The following is a 16,451-nucleotide window of genomic DNA, read 5'->3' on the forward strand; positions in this document are numbered from 1 at the left end:
GGGCGGCCAACGTCCGGGTGGCACATCTGAGCAGGGCTGAGGAACACCTCGGCCCTTTGTGTTTGTTTGATCAGATGTGCTCCGGACCACGTTCTGTAGGGCTAACCAAGACCGGCGGAGACAACCGCCCGGCCAGAAAACCGTTAGTAAAGGAAACCTGAGACCTCATGGCTCAAAACGCATCGATGGAGGAATTCGAAGCCCTCCTGAACGAAAGCTTCGAAATGGACACCCCGGACGAAGGTTCGGTTGTCAAAGGCAAAGTGCTGGCAATCGAAGCCGGCCAGGCCATCATCGACGTCGGCTACAAGATGGAAGGCCGCGTTGATCTGAAAGAATTCGCAAACCCCGGCGAAGCTGCTGAAATCGCTGTCGGCGACGAAGTGGAAGTCTTCCTGCGCTCGGCAGAAAACGCCCGTGGCGAAGCTGTCATCTCCCGCGAGATGGCCCGCCGCGAAGAAGCCTGGGACCGCCTGGAAAAAGCATACGCAGATGATCAGCGCGTCGAAGGCGCGATCTTCGGCCGCGTCAAGGGCGGCTTCACTGTCGACCTGGGCGGCGCTGTTGCCTTCCTGCCCGGCTCGCAGGTTGACGTCCGCCCCGTGCGCGACGCCGGCCCGCTGATGGGTCTGAAGCAGCCGTTCCAGATCCTGAAGATGGACCGCCGCCGCGGCAACATCGTGGTTTCGCGCCGTGCGATCCTCGAAGAGTCCCGCGCCGAGCAGCGCGCCGAAGTCATCGGCAACCTGTCCGAAGGCCAGGCAGTGGACGGTGTCGTCAAGAACATCACCGAATACGGTGCGTTTGTTGACCTGGGCGGCGTTGACGGCCTGCTGCACGTCACCGACATGGCATGGCGCCGTGTGAACCACCCCTCCGAGATCCTGTCGATCGGCGAAACCGTCAAGGTTCAGGTCATCAAGATCAACAAAGAGACCCACCGCATCTCCCTGGGCATGAAGCAGCTGCAGGAAGATCCGTGGGATCTGGTTGGCGCCAAGTACCCGCTGAACTCCGTTCACAAGGGCCGCGTTACCAACATCACCGATTACGGTGCATTTGTTGAGCTGGAGCCGGGCGTCGAAGGTCTGGTTCACGTCTCCGAAATGTCCTGGACCAAGAAAAACGTCCACCCGGGCAAAATCGTCTCCACTTCTCAGGAAGTCGACGTCATGGTTCTGGAAATCGACGGTGCCAAGCGCCGCGTGTCCCTGGGCCTCAAGCAGACCATGCGCAACCCGTGGGAAGTCTTTGCCGAGACTCACCCGGAAGGCACCCAGGTCGAAGGCGAAGTCAAGAACATCACCGAATTCGGTCTGTTCATTGGCCTCGACGGCGACATCGACGGCATGGTTCACCTGTCCGACCTGTCCTGGGACGAGCGCGGTGAAGACGCGATCCAGAACTACCGCAAAGGCGACGTGGTTCAGGCCGTTGTCTCCGAAGTGGACGTCGACAAAGAGCGTATCTCGCTGTCGATCAAAGCTCTGGGCGGCGACAAGTTCGCCGAAGCCGTGGGCGGCGTGAAGCGCGGCTCCGTGATCACCGTCGAAGTGACCGCGATCGAAGAAGGCGGCATCGAAGTGGAATACGAAGGCATGAAGTCCTTCATCCGCCGCTCCGACCTGGCCCGCGACCGTGCCGACCAGCGCCCCGAGCGTTTCTCGGTTGGCGACAAGGTCGACGTGCGCGTCACCAACGTCGATTCCAAGACCCGCCGCCTGGGCCTGTCCATCAAGGCGCGCGAGATCGCGGAAGAGAAAGAAGCAGTGGAACAGTATGGCTCCTCGGATTCCGGCGCATCGCTGGGCGACATCCTGGGCGCCGCACTGAAGTCGGGCGACTAAGACCCGGCCTCACGGCTCTGAACTGGAAAGCCCCGCAGGCGACTGCGGGGCTTTTTCTGTTCCGGCTCCTGGCGGCCCGGCCAAAACGGCCTTGGCGCGGCCTCCGCCGCCCCGCCCCCGGCCTTCCCTTCATCATTTGTTAGAGGCGCATGATGAATATGCAAACCAATGGCATTTGCTTTAAATCGGGAAGACTAAAAGTTGACGAAAAGACACTCGGCTGACCCTGCGCAGGATTTTCACGGCGCGGGCGCCCCGCACGCGGACACACTGGTCCAGCGCGCAAAATCCGAACCTCTGGACGATGGCGGCCTGCGGACCTCGCAGATCCTAGACGACGCCCTCACGCTGGATCCCCGCCACCACGAGGCACAGGTGCTGCAGGAGCGGCTGCACCAGATGTTCGTGCCCCGCTGGCATTTCCCGATGCTTGCCGACAGCGCGCGCAACCGCGCCTACGCCGAGGCCATCGCCGCCAAGGTGCGGCCGGGGGATGTGGTTCTGGATATCGGCTGCGGTGCCGGCCTGACGGCCATGCTGGCGGCACGGGCCGGCGCGAAACATGTCTACACCTGCGAACAGCAGCCGCTGATCGCCCAGGCCGCAACCCGTGTCATCGCGGACAACGGTCTCAGCGACCGGATCACCGTGATCCCGAAATGGTCGCACGACATCGCCGTGGGCACGGATATTCCCGAACGGGCGGACGTTGTGATCTCGGAAATCGTCGACACCGTCCTGCTGGGCGAGGGTGCGCTTGCGACGCTCACCCATGCGATGTCCGCGCTGGCCAAGCCAGACGCGCGTGCGGTTCCGGAATGGGGAACGCTGAAGGCGCAGCTCGTGGAAAGCAGCGGCCTGCTGGACCAGTGGCGCCCGCAAGAGGCGGAAGGCTTCGACCTGAGCGCCTTTCACCGCTTTGCCCGCGTTGCGCAGCTGACGCCGGGCGAATTCGCGGCCTGCGGCCTGCGGCCTCTGGGCCCGGCGGCAGAGCTGTTCCGGTTTGATTTCACCAGGCCGGACCTGACCCCCGCACGCACCGCAACGGACCTCATGTGTGCTGCCGCGGGCACCGTCCATGCGGTCCTTGTCAGTTTCGAAATGCAGCTGGCGCCCGGCATCCGGGTGGCAAACGGAATGGACTCCGGCGGGCACTGGGGGCGCACGGCCTTCCTGCTGGACCAAGCGCAGGCCGCAGCGCCGGGGGACCGCCTGGCGGTCACCGCGCAGCATGACACCTCGCATCTGAGCGTCGCCGCAAACGGCCCGCTTATCCCCGCCGGAGAGGCCGCGGCTGCCACCGTGTGGCTGAACCCGGCGTGGCGCCTGCGCCCGCCGCTCCGGGAAGGCGGCGACCGGTCCGCCCCGCCCCCCGCGGCCTGGCGCCCTGCGGACGCCGCGGGCGCCGGCCATCAGGGCCAGCCCTGCCACTAGCGCCGCTGCCGGGCGGCCTGAGGGGCGCGAATCAACCGGCACCGCCGCGGCATCCGGACCACGGATGCCGCGATGCAGCGCCGGGCGGCGGCGCCCGATCCGGGCCCGGCGGGCTGGAAAGCGGGTGAACTCTTGCCGGTTTTCCCGTCCCGCATGCGTCATTTTGTTCCCCCGCCCAGGAATTTTTCCTATACTCTCAGAACAATAGCCAAAACATCACGGCATCCTGGGAGGAAAACAGATCATGATCCGCTCTGAGTTGATTCAGAAGATTGCAGACGAAAACCCGCACCTGTATCAGCGGGATGTGGAGAGGATCGTGAACACGGTGTTTGAGGAAGTAACCAACGCGATGGCCCGGGGCGACCGGGTGGAGCTGCGCGGTTTCGGTGCCTTCTCGGTCAAGAAGCGGGACTCGCGGGTCGGCCGCAATCCCCGCACCGGTGAAACCGTCCATGTCGAGGAAAAACATGTGCCGTTCTTCAAGACGGGTAAACTCTTGAGGGACCGCCTGAACGGGAAAGCCTGATGCGTTACATTCGCTATGCGGTTCTGGGATCTCTGGCCATCGTGCTGGTGTCGGTGTGCCTTGCCAACCGGAGTTTTGTTGAGCTCAAACTGATGCCCGAGGCGCTGGGTGAGCTGTTCGGCTTCAACCCGGGCATTTCGCTGCCGCTGTTTGCTGTGGTTCTGGGCGGGGTCGGCGCCGGGCTGGTGCTTGGCTTCCTGTGGGAATGGATCCGCGAGCACAAGCACCGCCGCGAAGCGGCCGAAAAGGCCCGCGAAGCCCGCAAGCTGAACCGCGAAGTGAAGCGGCTGAAAAAGCAGAAGAACGAAGGCAAGGACGAAGTCCTGGCGCTCCTCGAAGACGCAGGCTGAGCCGGTCATGACGGACATCCGGGTCAAGATCTGCGGGCTCAGCACCCCGCAGGATGTGGCCGCCGTTGCCGCGGCGGGCGCTGCCTATGCCGGGTTTGTCTTCTTTGCGAAGTCGCCCCGCAACGTCAGCATCGAACAGGCCGCCGCGCTGGCGGTCGAAGCGCCCGTTGGCCTGTGCAAGGTGGCGCTGACGGTGAATGCCGGCGACGCCGAACTGGACGCCATCACCGGCGCCGTGCCGCTCGACATGCTGCAGCTTCACGGGCGCGAAACCCCGGAGCGGGTGGCCGAAGTGCGCAGCCGCTACGGCCTGCCGGTGATGAAGGCGGTGGGCATTGCCGATGCCGCGGATCTGCCGCAGATCGCGCTTTACGAACAGGTGGCGGACCAGCTCCTGATCGACGCCAAGCCGCCGAAGGAGGCAGAGCTGCCCGGCGGCAACGGCCTTGCCTTTGACTGGCGGCTGCTGGCCGGGCGCAAATACTGGCAGAAACCCTGGATGCTGGCCGGCGGCCTGACGCCTGAAAACGTGGCCGAGGCGATCCGCATGACCGGCGCCCGGCAGGTCGATGTCTCCTCCGGCGTCGAAAGCGCCCCCGGCGAAAAAGATGCGGGCCTGATCGAAGCCTTCACCCGGGCCGCCCGCGGCTGAGGGCTGCGCACCGCCGCGGGCGGCGCGGAGGCTGCCGGGGCGGATTTTGAGTATTTGGGGAAAGATGAAACACCGCGCCCGCGCTTTCATCTTTCCATAAATACTCACTGCGCCGCCGCTGCCCCGCAGCGCACCGTCCAGGGTGTTGCGCCCCCTGCGGACGCCGTCCTCACCGGATTTTAGGCGTCAGATGCCATAGTGCCCCCTGATCGCGGTCACCGCCGGGCCTGACACCCCCGGCACCTTGGAACAGGGCCCTTTGGCAAGGGCACGCAGAGACAACGTTCAGCGTGCGGGAGAAACCCTCCCGTCCCGCCTCCGCCCCTTGGCGGCGCCGCCATCCTTATCCGTCCGCACTTCAGGACAGGCAGCCGGCACAGCAGAACAGGAACACACCGGCAGGGCAGGGGCCCTGGCCGGATGCGCCCGCTTGCGCAATCTCCCTTTACCAAGGCGCGGCTGCGCTATAGTCATGGCGGGCGCTGCGAAAGTGAGGGAAGAACCATGGCCGACGATCTTTTCAACAGCTTCATGAACGGTCCGGACGAACAGGGCCGCTTTGGCATCTTCGGCGGGCGTTTCGTCTCGGAAACCCTGATGCCGCTGATCCTGAGCCTTGAGGAAGAATACAACAAGGCCAAGGATGATCCCTCCTTCTGGGCCGAGATGGACGATCTGTGGAAACACTATGTCGGACGTCCCAGCCCGCTGTATCATGCCGAGCGCCTCAGTGCCGAACTGGGCGGCGCCAAGATCTATATGAAGCGCGACGAGCTGAACCACACCGGCGCGCATAAGGTGAACAACGTGCTGGGCCAGATCCTGCTGGCGCGGCGCATGGGCAAGACGCGGATCATCGCCGAAACCGGCGCGGGCCAGCACGGGGTGGCCACCGCCACCGTCTGCGCCAAGTTCGGGCTGAAGTGCATCGTCTATATGGGCGCGCACGACGTGAAGCGCCAGGCGCCGAACGTGTTCCGCATGCGCCTGCTGGGCGCCGAGGTGATCCCGGTGACCTCTGGCCGCGGCACCCTGAAGGACGCGATGAACGACGCGCTGCGCGACTGGGTGACCAATGTGCGCGACACCTTCTATTGCATCGGCACCGCGGCCGGCCCGCACCCCTATCCGGCGATGGTGCGCGATTTCCAGTCGATCATCGGCAAGGAAGTCCGCTGGCAGCTGGCCGAGCAGGAAGGCGAAGGCCGCCTGCCGGACACCGTGATCGCCGCAATCGGCGGCGGCTCCAACGCCATCGGCCTGTTCTACCCGTTCCTGGACGACCCTTCGGTGAACATCATCGGGGTTGAGGCCGGCGGCAAGGGCGTCGATGACCGGATGCAGCATTGCGCCTCCCTCACGGGCGGCCGCCCCGGCGTGCTGCACGGCAACCGCACGTATCTGCTGCAGGACGAGGACGGCCAGATCCAGGAAGGCTTCTCGATCTCCGCGGGCTTGGATTACCCGGGCATCGGGCCGGAGCATTCCTGGCTGCATGACACCGGCCGCGCGCAGTATGTGTCGATCACCGACAAGGAAGCGCTGGAGGCGTTCCAGCTCAGCTGCCGCACCGAAGGCATCATCCCGGCGCTGGAGCCCTCCCATGCGCTGGCCCATGTCACCAAGATCGCGCCGGACCTGCCCGAGGACCACATCATCGTGATGAACATGTGCGGCCGCGGCGACAAGGACGTGTTCACCGTCGCCAAGCACCTGGGCTTTGACATGTCCGACACCGAAGAGGGGCGCACCTTCGAGGAATAAGGCAGGCGTCCTACCGCCTCTGCCTCACGCAAAAGGCCCCGGGATTTCCGGGGCCTTTCTTGTGCCGGGCTACTGCAGTGCCCGCAGCACCTGATTGCGCCGCAGGGTCTCCTGCTCCATGCAATCCCAATAGAACATCGGTGCCGCGCTGCCGCCGGAGGCCTGCTCCGGCCCGCAAGTGGCGTCGCGCCGTTTCAGCCAGGCGCGCTGCTCTGCCAGCAGCGCCTGTCCGGTGCCGCGGGCATCGGCGGCCGGCTTCACCTGGCTCCACAGCCGGTTCAGCTCCCTGTCGGCGATCTCCCATTTCTCCATCGCGCAGAAATTGGCGTCGATCTGGGTCTGGCCGTTGCAATGGGGCTGGGCGGTTGCCGCAGCGGGGCTGAGTGCGGCGAGAAGGGCCAGTAAGCGCAGCATGGGCAGTCTCCTTCGCTGGGGGCGGATCAGGCCGGATCGGCGGCGTAGCTTTTCAGAATGCTCAGCGGCACGATGTCCAGCGCCCGCATGTGGGTTGCCTCAAGATTCACCTGGGGCGCGCAGCCCTCGTCCGCGGCCTGCAGGAAGCGGGCGGCACACAGGCACCAGCAGTCGCCGGGCTGCAGGCCCGCAAAGCCGAACTCCGGCCGCGGCGTGGACAGGTCGTTGCCGACATATTTGCTGAAGGCCAGAAACTCCGCCGTGGTCACCACGCAGACGGTGTGGCTGCCGTGATCCTCGGCGCAGGTGTTGCAATGGCCGTCGCGGAAAAAGCCGGTCACCGGGGCAGTGGAACAAGGCGCCAGCGGGCTGCCCAGTACGTTGATGCTCTCTTCTTTTTCCATGGATGACCCGCCCTCGCTGCATGCACAAGTAACTGTAGCGCGTTTGCGCCGCCGGTCCCAAGATTTCCGGCGGCAGCGGTCGCGCCTCTGCAGCCTTGCCGCAGGCGGGTGCAAAAAGCAAACCGCCCGCCAGCGGGGCTGACGGGCGGCTGACAGTCCAGCGGACGCTGCAGATCAGGTGTTGAACAGGAAGTGCAGCACATCGCCGTCCTTGACGACATAGCTTTTGCCTTCGGCGCGCATCTTGCCGGCTTCCTTGGCGCCCTGTTCGCCGCCCATGGCGACAAAGTCGTCATAGGCGATGGTTTCGGCCCGGATAAAGCCCTTCTCGAAGTCGCCGTGGATAACGCCCGCTGCCTGCGGCGCGGCAGTGCCCTGGCGGATGGTCCAGGCGCGCGCTTCCTTGGGGCCGACGGTGAAATAGGTCTCCAGGTGCAGAAGGTCGTAGCCTGCGCGGATCAGCCGGTCGAGGCCGGCTTCGCTGAGGCCCATCTCCTCCAGGAACATCTGGGCCTCTTCCGGGTCCAGCTGGCTGATCTCTTCCTCGATCTGGGCAGAGATGATCACATGGGCATTGCCCTGCGCCGCGGCCATCTCGGCCACCTTGGCGGAATGGGCGTTGCCCTCGACCGATTCCGACTCGCCCACGTTGCAGACATAGAGCACCGGCTTGGTGGTCAAGAGCTGCAGCATCTTCCAGGCCTTGGCATCCTCGGCGTCGACCTCGACCAGGCGGGCGGGCTTGCCGTCTTCCAGCATCGCCTGGGCGGCGGCCAGCAGCCGGTCCTGCTGCTGGGCCTCCTTGTCGTTGCCCTTCAGCTTGCGCACCAGGTTGGCGCGGCGCTTTTCGATGCTTTCCAGATCGGCCAGCATCAGCTCGGTCTCGATCACTTCGGCGTCGGCCACCGGATCGACGCGGCCGTCCACATGGGTCACGTCGCCGTCTTCAAAGCAGCGCAGCACATGGGCAATCGCGTCGGTTTCGCGGATGTTGGCCAGGAACTGGTTGCCCAGGCCCTCGCCCTTCGACGCGCCCTTCACCAGGCCCGCGATATCGACAAAGGTCATCCGGGTCGGGATGATCTGTTTCGACTTGGCGATCTCCGCCAGCTTGTCCAGCCGTGCGTCCGGCACCGCAACCTCGCCCACGTTGGGCTCGATGGTGCAGAACGGAAAGTTGGCCGCCTGCGCCGAGGCGGTTTTGGTCAGCGCGTTGAACAGCGTCGATTTGCCCACGTTGGGCAGGCCGACGATTCCCATTTTAAAGCCCATTTCGGCCTCCTGATGCCATTTGGGAGCTGCTTCTAGGCAGCATTGGGCGGGCGCGCAAGCCGAGTATGGCTGGTAAAAGAGCCACAATCGGCTTCTGTGCGGCTCCGCACAGCAGGCCCTCATATTGCTTTTTCGTGAGGTGGCTTGGAAAACCACTGCAATAAAATATCTTTAAGCAAAATAAATAATTCTGCGAGGGGCTCGAAATGAAACAGACAGCTTTGCTGGCGGCGGCACTGTCGGCTGCGATGGCCTTGCCCGCGGCCGCCCAGGAGGTGACGCTGGGGCTGGGGTATTCCGACTATCACCGGGATGCGGCGGAAGACGGCGCAATGTTCGCAGTGGACTACCTGCATGCGCCGTTCCACGAGCGCGGGCGGCTGTCGGCGCGCTTCGGCGCCGCGCTGGAGGTGCAGGAGACCGGCGACGTGTTTGCCGGCGTCGGCATCAGCGGCGTGTTTGATCTGAACAATGACTGGTTCATCGAGTCCAGCTTGATGCCCGGCGCCTACCACGAAAGCTCCGATGCCAACGACCTTGGCTCTGCCTTTGAAATCCGCACCCTGGTGGCGGTGGGCAAGCGGTTCCAGAACGGCAAGGCGGTGTCGCTGGCGTTCAGCCACAAATCCAACGCCTCGACCGCGGATGATAACCCCGGCGTGAACTCGGTGACGCTGCGCTGGCACATTCCGCTGGGCGGCTGAGCCGGGGCCTTCTTGCGGGTCGCACGGGCCGGCGCGCGGCGCGGGATTGATTTCCCGCGCAACATTCGGCACACCGGAGCGGAAACCTGAAAGCAAGGCCCGCCCATGACCCGCATTGATGCCAAATTCGCCGAATTGAACGCCGCCGGAAAGAAAGCCTTTGTCACCTATGTGATGGCAGGCGACCCGGACTATGACACCTCTCTGGAGGTGGTGAAGGGGCTGCCGGGCGCGGGCGTGGACATCATCGAGCTGGGCCTGCCGTTCACCGATCCGATGGCGGACGGGCCGACCATTCAGCTGGCCGGGCAGCGGGCGCTGGACGGCGGCATGACGCTGGAAAAGACGCTGCAGCTGGCAGCCGACTTCCGCAAGGGCGACGACACCACCCCGATCGTGCTGATGGGCTATTACAACCCGATTTACAGCCGCGGCGTGGACAAGTTCCTGGAGGACGCCAAGGCCGCGGGCATCGACGGGCTGATCGTGGTGGACCTGCCGCCGGAAGAAGACGAAGAGCTGTGCATCCCGGCGCAGAAGGCGGGGCTGAACTTCATCCGCCTGGCGACCCCGACCACTGACGACGCGCGCCTGCCCAAGGTGCTGCAGAACACCTCCGGTTTTGTCTATTACGTCTCGATCACCGGCATCACCGGCGCCGCTGAGGCCGAGGCCGGCGACGTCGGCCCCGAGGTGGCGCGCATCAAGGCGGCCACTGATCTTCCGATCATCGTGGGCTTTGGCATCAACACGCCGGAGAAGGCGCAGAACATCGCCTCGATCTCTGACGGCGCGGTGGTGGGCAGTGCCATCGTCAGCCAGATCGGCGCAGGCAAGTCCCCGGAGGAAGTGCTGGCGTTTGTGAAGTCGCTTGCGGACGGCGCGCATAAGGGCTGAGGGGCCAGGCGAATAAGACACCTAGGGCAGCGCCCGAGCCTGGGTGGGTGCGAAGCGCCCTCCCGTGGGGAGGGTCGGGCGCTGCCCGGCGGTGCCGCCGGGCGGTCCAGATTCGAGATGCGCCAATAGTTGAAGAAACCGCGCCCTTTGGCGTGGTTTTTGCGTCTCAAGGGGTGCGGCAAAGGCGGCGTTGCTTTTGTTGGTCCAGATTGGTAAGAAAACTTTACCAAACGAAAGCGGGAGACAGTCCGGTGCCGGTGATCACCAATATCAACGACCTGAAGCGCATCTATGAACGCCGCGTGCCGCGGATGTTCTATGACTATGCCGAAAGCGGCAGCTGGACCGAACAGACCTTCCGCGAGAACACCTCTGATTTCGAGAAGATCCGCCTGCGCCAGCGGGTGGCGGTGGATATGTCCGGGCGGACCACCGCCACCCGGATGATCGGCCAGGATGTGGCGATGCCGGTGGCGCTGGCCCCGGTGGGGCTGACGGGGATGCAGCACGCCGACGGCGAGATCAAGGCGGCCCGCGCAGCGGAAGACTTCGGGGTGCCCTTCACGCTCTCAACCATGTCGATCAACTCGATCGAGGAGGTGGCGGAGGCGACCTCCAAACCGTTTTGGTTCCAGCTTTATACCATGAAGGACGAGGACTATATCCGCCGCCTGATCCAGCGCGCCAAGGATGCCGGATGCTCCGCCCTGGTGATCACGCTGGATTTGCAGATCCTCGGCCAGCGCCACAAGGATCTGAAGAACGGACTGTCGGCGCCGCCCAAACTGACGCCCAGGACCATTGCCAATCTGATGACCAAATGGGCCTGGGGTATCGAGATGCTGGGCGCCAAGCGGCGCAACTTCGGCAATATCGTGGGCCATGTGCACGGCGTCTCCGACACCTCGCAGCTGGGCGCCTGGACGGCGGAGCAGTTCGACCCGGCATTGGACTGGGGCAAGGTCGAAAAGCTGATGGAGATGTGGGGCGGCAAGGTGATCCTGAAGGGGATCCTCGACGCCGAGGACGCGCGCATGGCGGCCAAGCTGGGGGCCGATGCCATCGTGGTCTCCAACCACGGCGGGCGGCAGCTGGACGGCGCGCTGAGCTCGATCCGGATGCTGCCGGAGATCATGGATGCGGTCGGCAATGACGTCGAGGTGCATCTGGACAGCGGCATCCGCTCCGGCCAGGACGTGCTGAAGGCGCTGGCGCTGGGGGCCAAGGGCACCATGATCGGGCGCGCCTTTGTCTATGGCCTGGGCGCGATGGGCCAAAAGGGCGTCACCGCGGCGCTGGAAGTGATCCGCAAGGAGCTGGACACCACCATGGCACTGTGCGGCGAACGCTCGGTCGAGGGGCTGGGGCGCCACAACCTGCTGATCCCGGAGGACTTTGGCGGCCGCTGGCAACCGTGAAGCCAGCACAATAAAGACAAACGAACGGAGATTTCCCTGTCCAAGCCTCCCGCAGAAGCGCAACCATGGGTTGTTAATTTTGTATCCGGAGGATTTGATGAGGACGTTGATAGCAACCTGCGCGATTGGCGCGGCAGCCATGGCCGCGCCGGCAGCGGCGCAGACGGTTTATGTCAATCAGGGCAGCGATTGGACGCCCAGCCTGCGCCAGCAGTTCTACACCCAGGACCAGGGCGCCCGCATCATGCCGCTTGGCTGGATGCGGGCGCTGACCCTGCCCGGCGGCGGGACATTCCTGCACGATGCGCTGGCGCGTTATGGCTACCTGCCGATGACCGGGCGGCAGGAGGCGGACCTTCCCGCGGGGTTCACCACCAATGGCAGCGGCGCGGATATGGCGGTGGGCATGACCTGTTCCGCCTGCCACACCCGCCAGATTGAGGTGAGCGGCACCGCCTACAGGATCGACGGCGGCCCCGGCATCGTCGACTTCCAGAGCTTCCTGAAGGATCTGGACGATGCGGTGCTGGCCGTGCTGGCAGAGGATGCGGCGTTTGACGCCTTTGCGGACAAGGTGCTGGGCAGCGGGGCTTCGGTGTCCGAACGCAACGCGCTGAAGGCAGAAGTGGAGGTCTGGAGCAACCGCTTCCACACCCTGATCAGCCGCTCGCTGCCGGACCCGGCCTGGGGGCCTGCGCGGCTGGATGCGGTGTCGATGATCTTCAACCGGCTGGCGGGGCTGGATCTCGGCGACCCGGCGGACGACCATCTGATTCCGGAAAACATCGCGGTGGCCGATGCGCCCACCCGCTACCCGTTCCTGTGGAACGCGGCGCGGCAGGACTTCACCCAATGGCCGGGGTTCTCCGCCAACGGCAACGATCTGCTGGGGCTGTCGCGCAACCTGGGCGAGGTCTATGGCGTCTTTGCCGAATTCCATCCGCAGCCGCAGTCCGGGGTGCTGTTCAACCGGGACTACATCTCGCAGAACTCGGCCAACTGGGGCGGGCTGAAGGCGCTGGAGGAATGGATCTGGGACATCGGCGCGCCGCAGTGGCCGTGGGAGCTGGACCATGATCTGGCCGCCCAGGGCGAGGCGGTGTTCAATCGGACCGCGGCAGAGGGCGGCTGCGTGGCCTGCCATGGCAAGAAGAAGGGCAAGTTCCGCTCGATCTTCCACACCACCTGGGAGACGCCGATCCTGGATGCGGGCACCGATACGCGGGAATGCGGGGTGCTGACCCGCACGGTTAAGACCGGCGTGCTGGAGGGGGCGTCGATCCCGCTGACCGGCACCACGCTGGGCGCAGAGGCCAAGGCGTTCGACGTGCTGGCGGTGTCGGTGATCGGCGCCATCGTGCAGCATTCGCTGGGGGCCTTCGGTGAGGATTTTGTGGCAACCGCCAAGGCTGCAGAGGCGACGCCGGGCAACGAAGACGACCGCGATGCGCTCTCGGAGTTCGAAGACCTGCGCAAGGCCTTCCCGACGGGCGACAATGCAGGGATGCTCAAATCCGCGGCAGAGCCGGGCTGCAAATACGAGGCCCGGGTGCTGGACGGGATCTGGGCCGCGGCGCCTTATCTGCACAACGGTTCTGTGCCGACGCTGCGCGATCTGCTGACCGCGCCCGCAGACCGCCCGGCGTCCTTCAAGCCCGGCCCGAACTACGATATCGAGGCGGTGGGCATGGCGGCGGAGCAGACCGCCTTTGACCAGGTGATCGAGACCACCGGCTGCGATCAGCTTGATTCGGGCAACAGCCGCTGCGGCCACGATTACGGCACCAGCCTGTCCGCGGCGGACAAAACGGCCTTGCTGGAGTATCTGAAGTCGATCTGAGCCCCTCGAAAAGCGGCCGCAGCCCTGTTTGCAAGGGCTGCGGCGGCAGGAAACCCCTTTCCAAAATGGCTGAACGGGTCTATAGGCACGGCTTCACGCGGGGTGACAGCCTTGGAGGCACCCCGGCAGACATATTGGAGAATTAAGATGGCAAAAGAGATTCCTGATCTCGTAGTCCAGGAACGTGCGGGGACAGGCAAGGGCGCCGCTCGCGCTGCGCGCCGCGCAGGCATGGTTCCGGGTGTGGTTTACGGTGGCGACGCAGAGCCGCTGGCAATCCAGGTTCCGTTCAACGAGCTGCTGAAAAAGCTGAAAGCCGGCCAGTTCAAGTCCACTCTGTGGAACCTGAAAGTGGAAGGCCACGACGACGTGCGCGTGATCTGCCGCGACGTTCAGCGCGACGTGGTGAAGGACCTGCCGACCCACCTCGACCTGATGCGCCTGCGCCGCACCTCGAAGATCAACCTGTACATCCACGTTGAGTTCATCAACGAGGACAAGGCCCCCGGCATCAAGAAAGGCGGCATGCTGACCGTCGTGCGTCCGGAAGTCGAGCTGAACGTGACCGCCGGTGACATCCCCGAGAAGATCGTGGTGGACCTGGAAGGCCTGAACATCGGCGACGTGATCACCATTTCGTCGGTCGACCTGCCCGCTGGCTCCAAGCCGGTCATCGACCGCGACTTCGTGATTGCCAACATCGCAGCGCCGGCCGGCCTGGCTTCCTCCGATGACGAGGAAGACGAAGAGGTCGAAGCGACCGAAGTCGAACAATAAGACCCGCGCCCGTCCGGGCAACGGTTTCGCGGGCTCCCATCCGGGGGCCCGTTTTCTTTTGTGCGCTGCGGATCGCGCAGGCGATTGACTTTCCCCGGCGCCGCTGCCCCAGTTCCGTCTGACACAAAGGGGAGCAGGGCATGGCCGATTACGATATTGCCATTGCGGGCGCGGGCGCGGTCGGCATGAGCTGCGCACTGTGGGCGCAGATGCGCGGGCACCGGGTGCTGCTGGCGGATCCGAACCCGCCGGGATCGGGCGCCAGCTATGGCAATGCCTGCACGCTCGCGACCTATGCCTGCCTGCCGGTGAACGCCCCTTCGGTGCTGACGGGCCTGCCCGGCCTGATGTTCGCCAAGGACAGCCCGCTGTCGCTGTCTTATGCCCATGCGCTGCGCAACCCGCGCTGGATGCTGTCCTTTCTGGCCAATTGCCGCGCCGCGCCCTCGCGCCGGATTGCGGGCCATCTGGCGGATCTGCTGGCCCATGCGGATGCCGGGATCAATCCGCTGATCGAGGCGGCAGGCGCCCAGGATCTGGTGGTGGCGCGCGGCCAGCTGTCGGTCTGGTCGACGGCATCGGCGGCGGAGGCGGCGGCGGCGGATCTGGAGCAGCGCCGCGCGCTGGGGGTCCCCTGGCGCGAGGTCGGCCCGGAGGAAGCGCTGGAGATGGAGCCGGGCCTGCGGCTGCCCGTCAGACGCGCCGTGCATTTCCACGCCGCCCGGCATCTGCGCGACCCGCAGGAGCTGATCACCCGGATGCACCGGGCCTTCATGGAGCTGGGCGGCACCACGCTGCAGGCGCCGGTGGAGGCTGTGCGGGCCTCTGCCACTGGGGTCGAGGTGCAGGCGGACGGTCAAAGCCTGACGGCGGGCCGGGCGGTGATTGCCGGCGGGGCCTTCTCGAAACGGATCGAGGGCGCGGGCACGGGCAAGCTGCCGCTGGGCACCGAGCGCGGCTATCACCTGATGTATGAAGGCGAGGCGCACCGGGTGACGCGGCCTGTCGGCTGGGGCGAGGCGGGGTTTTACGCGGTGCCCCATGCCCAGGGCTTGCGGCTGACCGGCACGGTGGAGATCGCCGCGCTGGAGGCGCCTGCGAACCAGCGCCGGCTGGCCTATATCGCCCGCAAGGGGGCCGAGATGCTGGGGCCGCTGCCGGACCCGGACAGCGACTGGCTGGGCTTCCGCCCGACGCTGCCGGATTCGCTGCCGGTCATCGGGCCCAGCCCGCAATCGGACCGGCTGCTTTATGCCTTTGGCCATCAGCACATCGGGCTGACCCTGAGCGGCATCACCGGGCGGCTGATCGCGGATCTGGCGGAAGGCCGCCAGCCCAATGTCGATCTGTCGCCATTTGCGGCAGACCGGGCCTTTGCCTGAGGGCGCCGGCCTCTGGATTCCGCGGCCCAAATAGGGCATCACTCGGTTTCCTTGAAACGCAAGCGGGCAGAACCCATGAAACTCTTTGTCGGCCTTGGCAACCCTGGCCCGAAGTATGAGCGCAACCGCCATAACATCGGCTTCATGGCGCTGGACCAGATCGCGTCGGACCATGGGTTCAGTCCCTGGAAATCCAAGTTCCAGGCGCTGATCAGCGAGGGGGTCTTGGGCGGTGTGAAGGTGCTGCTCCTGAAGCCGCAGACCTTCATGAACCTCTCCGGCCAGTCGGTGGGTGAGGCGATGCGGTTTTACAAGCTGACGCCCGCCGATGTGGTGGTGCTGCATGACGAACTGGACCTGGCGCCGGGCAAGGCGCGGATGAAGCAGGGCGGCGGACATGCCGGCCACAACGGCCTGCGCTCGATCCATTCGCACATCGGTGCCGACTACGCCCGGGTGCGGCTGGGGATCGGCCATCCGGGCCACAAGGACGCGGTCGCGGGCTATGTGCTGCGCGACTTTCCCAAGGCGGAAGAGGGCTGGCTGGACGATCTGATGCGCGGCATCTCCGACGGTGCGGCAGAGCTGGCGAAGGGCGATGGCGGCAAGTTCATGAATGCAGTTGCCTTGAGGGTGGCGCCGCCGCGCAGCTCTACCACCAAGCCCAAGGCAGAGGCCAAGGCGGAGAATGCGGCCAGGGGGGAGACGGCGCCGGACACCCGCTCGCCGCTGGAAAAGCTGATGGACAAGTTCAAGTGAGCGAAGGG

16 protein-coding genes are annotated in these 16,451 nt (G+C 65.3%); 13 read left to right on the forward strand and 3 right to left on the reverse strand.

The features are described 5' to 3' along the window. Positions 1–167 precede the first annotated feature (167 nt). The 6 genes from rpsA to trpB all read left to right on the forward strand — a co-directional run bounded on the left by rpsA (position 168) and on the right by trpB (position 6,576). Positions 168–1,847: a 30S ribosomal protein S1 gene (gene rpsA, locus R2C4_RS02000; RefSeq protein ID WP_141889370.1), complete on the forward strand. Its 1,680-nt coding sequence runs from the start codon at positions 168–170 to the stop codon at positions 1,845–1,847. Positions 1,848–2,048: 201 nt separating this feature from the next. Then, positions 2,049–3,281 carry a class I SAM-dependent methyltransferase gene (locus R2C4_RS02005; protein WP_141889371.1) on the forward strand — a complete coding sequence of 411 codons (1,233 nt, stop codon included), beginning with the start codon at positions 2,049–2,051 and terminating at the stop codon, positions 3,279–3,281. A 244-nt stretch (positions 3,282–3,525) separates the two neighbouring features. After that, positions 3,526–3,810: an integration host factor subunit beta gene (gene ihfB, locus R2C4_RS02010; RefSeq protein WP_008557618.1), complete on the forward strand. Its 285-nt coding sequence runs from the start codon at positions 3,526–3,528 to the stop codon at positions 3,808–3,810. Next, positions 3,810–4,160 carry a V-type proton ATPase subunit G gene (locus tag R2C4_RS02015; protein ID WP_008555367.1) on the forward strand — a complete coding sequence of 117 codons (351 nt, stop codon included), beginning with the start codon at positions 3,810–3,812 and terminating at the stop codon, positions 4,158–4,160. Before ihfB ends, R2C4_RS02015 begins: the two co-directional genes overlap by 1 nt. Before the next feature lie 7 nt (positions 4,161–4,167). Next, positions 4,168–4,812: a phosphoribosylanthranilate isomerase gene (locus tag R2C4_RS02020; protein ID WP_141889372.1), complete on the forward strand. Its 645-nt coding sequence runs from the start codon at positions 4,168–4,170 to the stop codon at positions 4,810–4,812. Positions 4,813–5,316: 504 nt separating this feature from the next. Beyond that, positions 5,317–6,576 (forward strand): tryptophan synthase subunit beta, encoded by a 1,260-nt coding sequence (trpB, locus tag R2C4_RS02025; RefSeq protein WP_141889373.1) that lies wholly within the window; start codon positions 5,317–5,319, stop codon positions 6,574–6,576. A gap of 69 nt (positions 6,577–6,645) precedes the next feature. Here trpB and R2C4_RS02030 read toward each other — a convergent pair whose 3' ends face one another. The 3 genes from R2C4_RS02030 to ychF form a co-directional block, all read right to left on the reverse strand. Continuing rightward, a complete protein-coding gene (locus R2C4_RS02030; protein WP_141889374.1) occupies positions 6,646–6,990 on the reverse strand; it encodes a lysozyme inhibitor LprI family protein in 345 nt (114 codons plus the stop codon). A 26-nt stretch (positions 6,991–7,016) separates the two neighbouring features. Further along, positions 7,017–7,394, reverse strand: coding sequence for a DUF2237 family protein (locus R2C4_RS02035; RefSeq protein WP_058286245.1), 378 nt, complete (start codon positions 7,392–7,394; stop codon positions 7,017–7,019). Between the two features lie 174 nt (positions 7,395–7,568). Beyond that, on the reverse strand, positions 7,569–8,666 hold the full coding sequence (gene ychF / locus R2C4_RS02040) for a redox-regulated ATPase YchF (RefSeq protein ID WP_058286246.1): 1,098 nt from the start codon (positions 8,664–8,666) through the stop codon (positions 7,569–7,571). 206 nt (positions 8,667–8,872) lie between these two features. Between ychF and R2C4_RS02045 the strand changes: the two genes are divergently transcribed. The 7 genes from R2C4_RS02045 (at position 8,873) to pth (ending at position 16,443) form a co-directional block, all read left to right on the forward strand. Beyond that, positions 8,873–9,370 (forward strand): acyloxyacyl hydrolase, encoded by a 498-nt coding sequence (locus tag R2C4_RS02045; RefSeq protein WP_141889375.1) that lies wholly within the window; start codon positions 8,873–8,875, stop codon positions 9,368–9,370. A gap of 105 nt (positions 9,371–9,475) precedes the next feature. After that, complete coding sequence (gene trpA / locus R2C4_RS02050) at positions 9,476–10,267, forward strand: tryptophan synthase subunit alpha (protein ID WP_141889376.1); 792 nt, start codon at positions 9,476–9,478, stop codon at positions 10,265–10,267. Positions 10,268–10,518: 251 nt separating this feature from the next. Continuing rightward, the gene (locus tag R2C4_RS02055) at positions 10,519–11,685 is read left to right on the forward strand and encodes an alpha-hydroxy acid oxidase (RefSeq protein ID WP_141889377.1); all 1,167 of its coding nucleotides are present in this window, start codon (positions 10,519–10,521) and stop codon (positions 11,683–11,685) included. 97 nt (positions 11,686–11,782) lie between these two features. Then, the gene (locus R2C4_RS02060) at positions 11,783–13,525 is read left to right on the forward strand and encodes a di-heme-cytochrome C peroxidase (protein WP_141889378.1); all 1,743 of its coding nucleotides are present in this window, start codon (positions 11,783–11,785) and stop codon (positions 13,523–13,525) included. Positions 13,526–13,672: 147 nt separating this feature from the next. Then, positions 13,673–14,302, forward strand: a complete 630-nt coding sequence (locus R2C4_RS02065; RefSeq protein WP_141889379.1) for a 50S ribosomal protein L25/general stress protein Ctc — start codon at positions 13,673–13,675, stop codon at positions 14,300–14,302. Between the two features lie 140 nt (positions 14,303–14,442). After that, positions 14,443–15,684, forward strand: a complete 1,242-nt coding sequence (locus tag R2C4_RS02070) for an NAD(P)/FAD-dependent oxidoreductase (RefSeq protein ID WP_141889380.1) — start codon at positions 14,443–14,445, stop codon at positions 15,682–15,684. 75 nt (positions 15,685–15,759) lie between these two features. Further along, on the forward strand, positions 15,760–16,443 hold the full coding sequence (gene pth, locus R2C4_RS02075; protein ID WP_141889381.1) for an aminoacyl-tRNA hydrolase: 684 nt from the start codon (positions 15,760–15,762) through the stop codon (positions 16,441–16,443). Positions 16,444–16,451 lie beyond the last annotated feature (8 nt).

This window comes from Leisingera aquaemixtae (assembly GCF_006740765.1).
GTDB lineage: Bacteria > Pseudomonadota > Alphaproteobacteria > Rhodobacterales > Rhodobacteraceae > Leisingera > Leisingera aquaemixtae.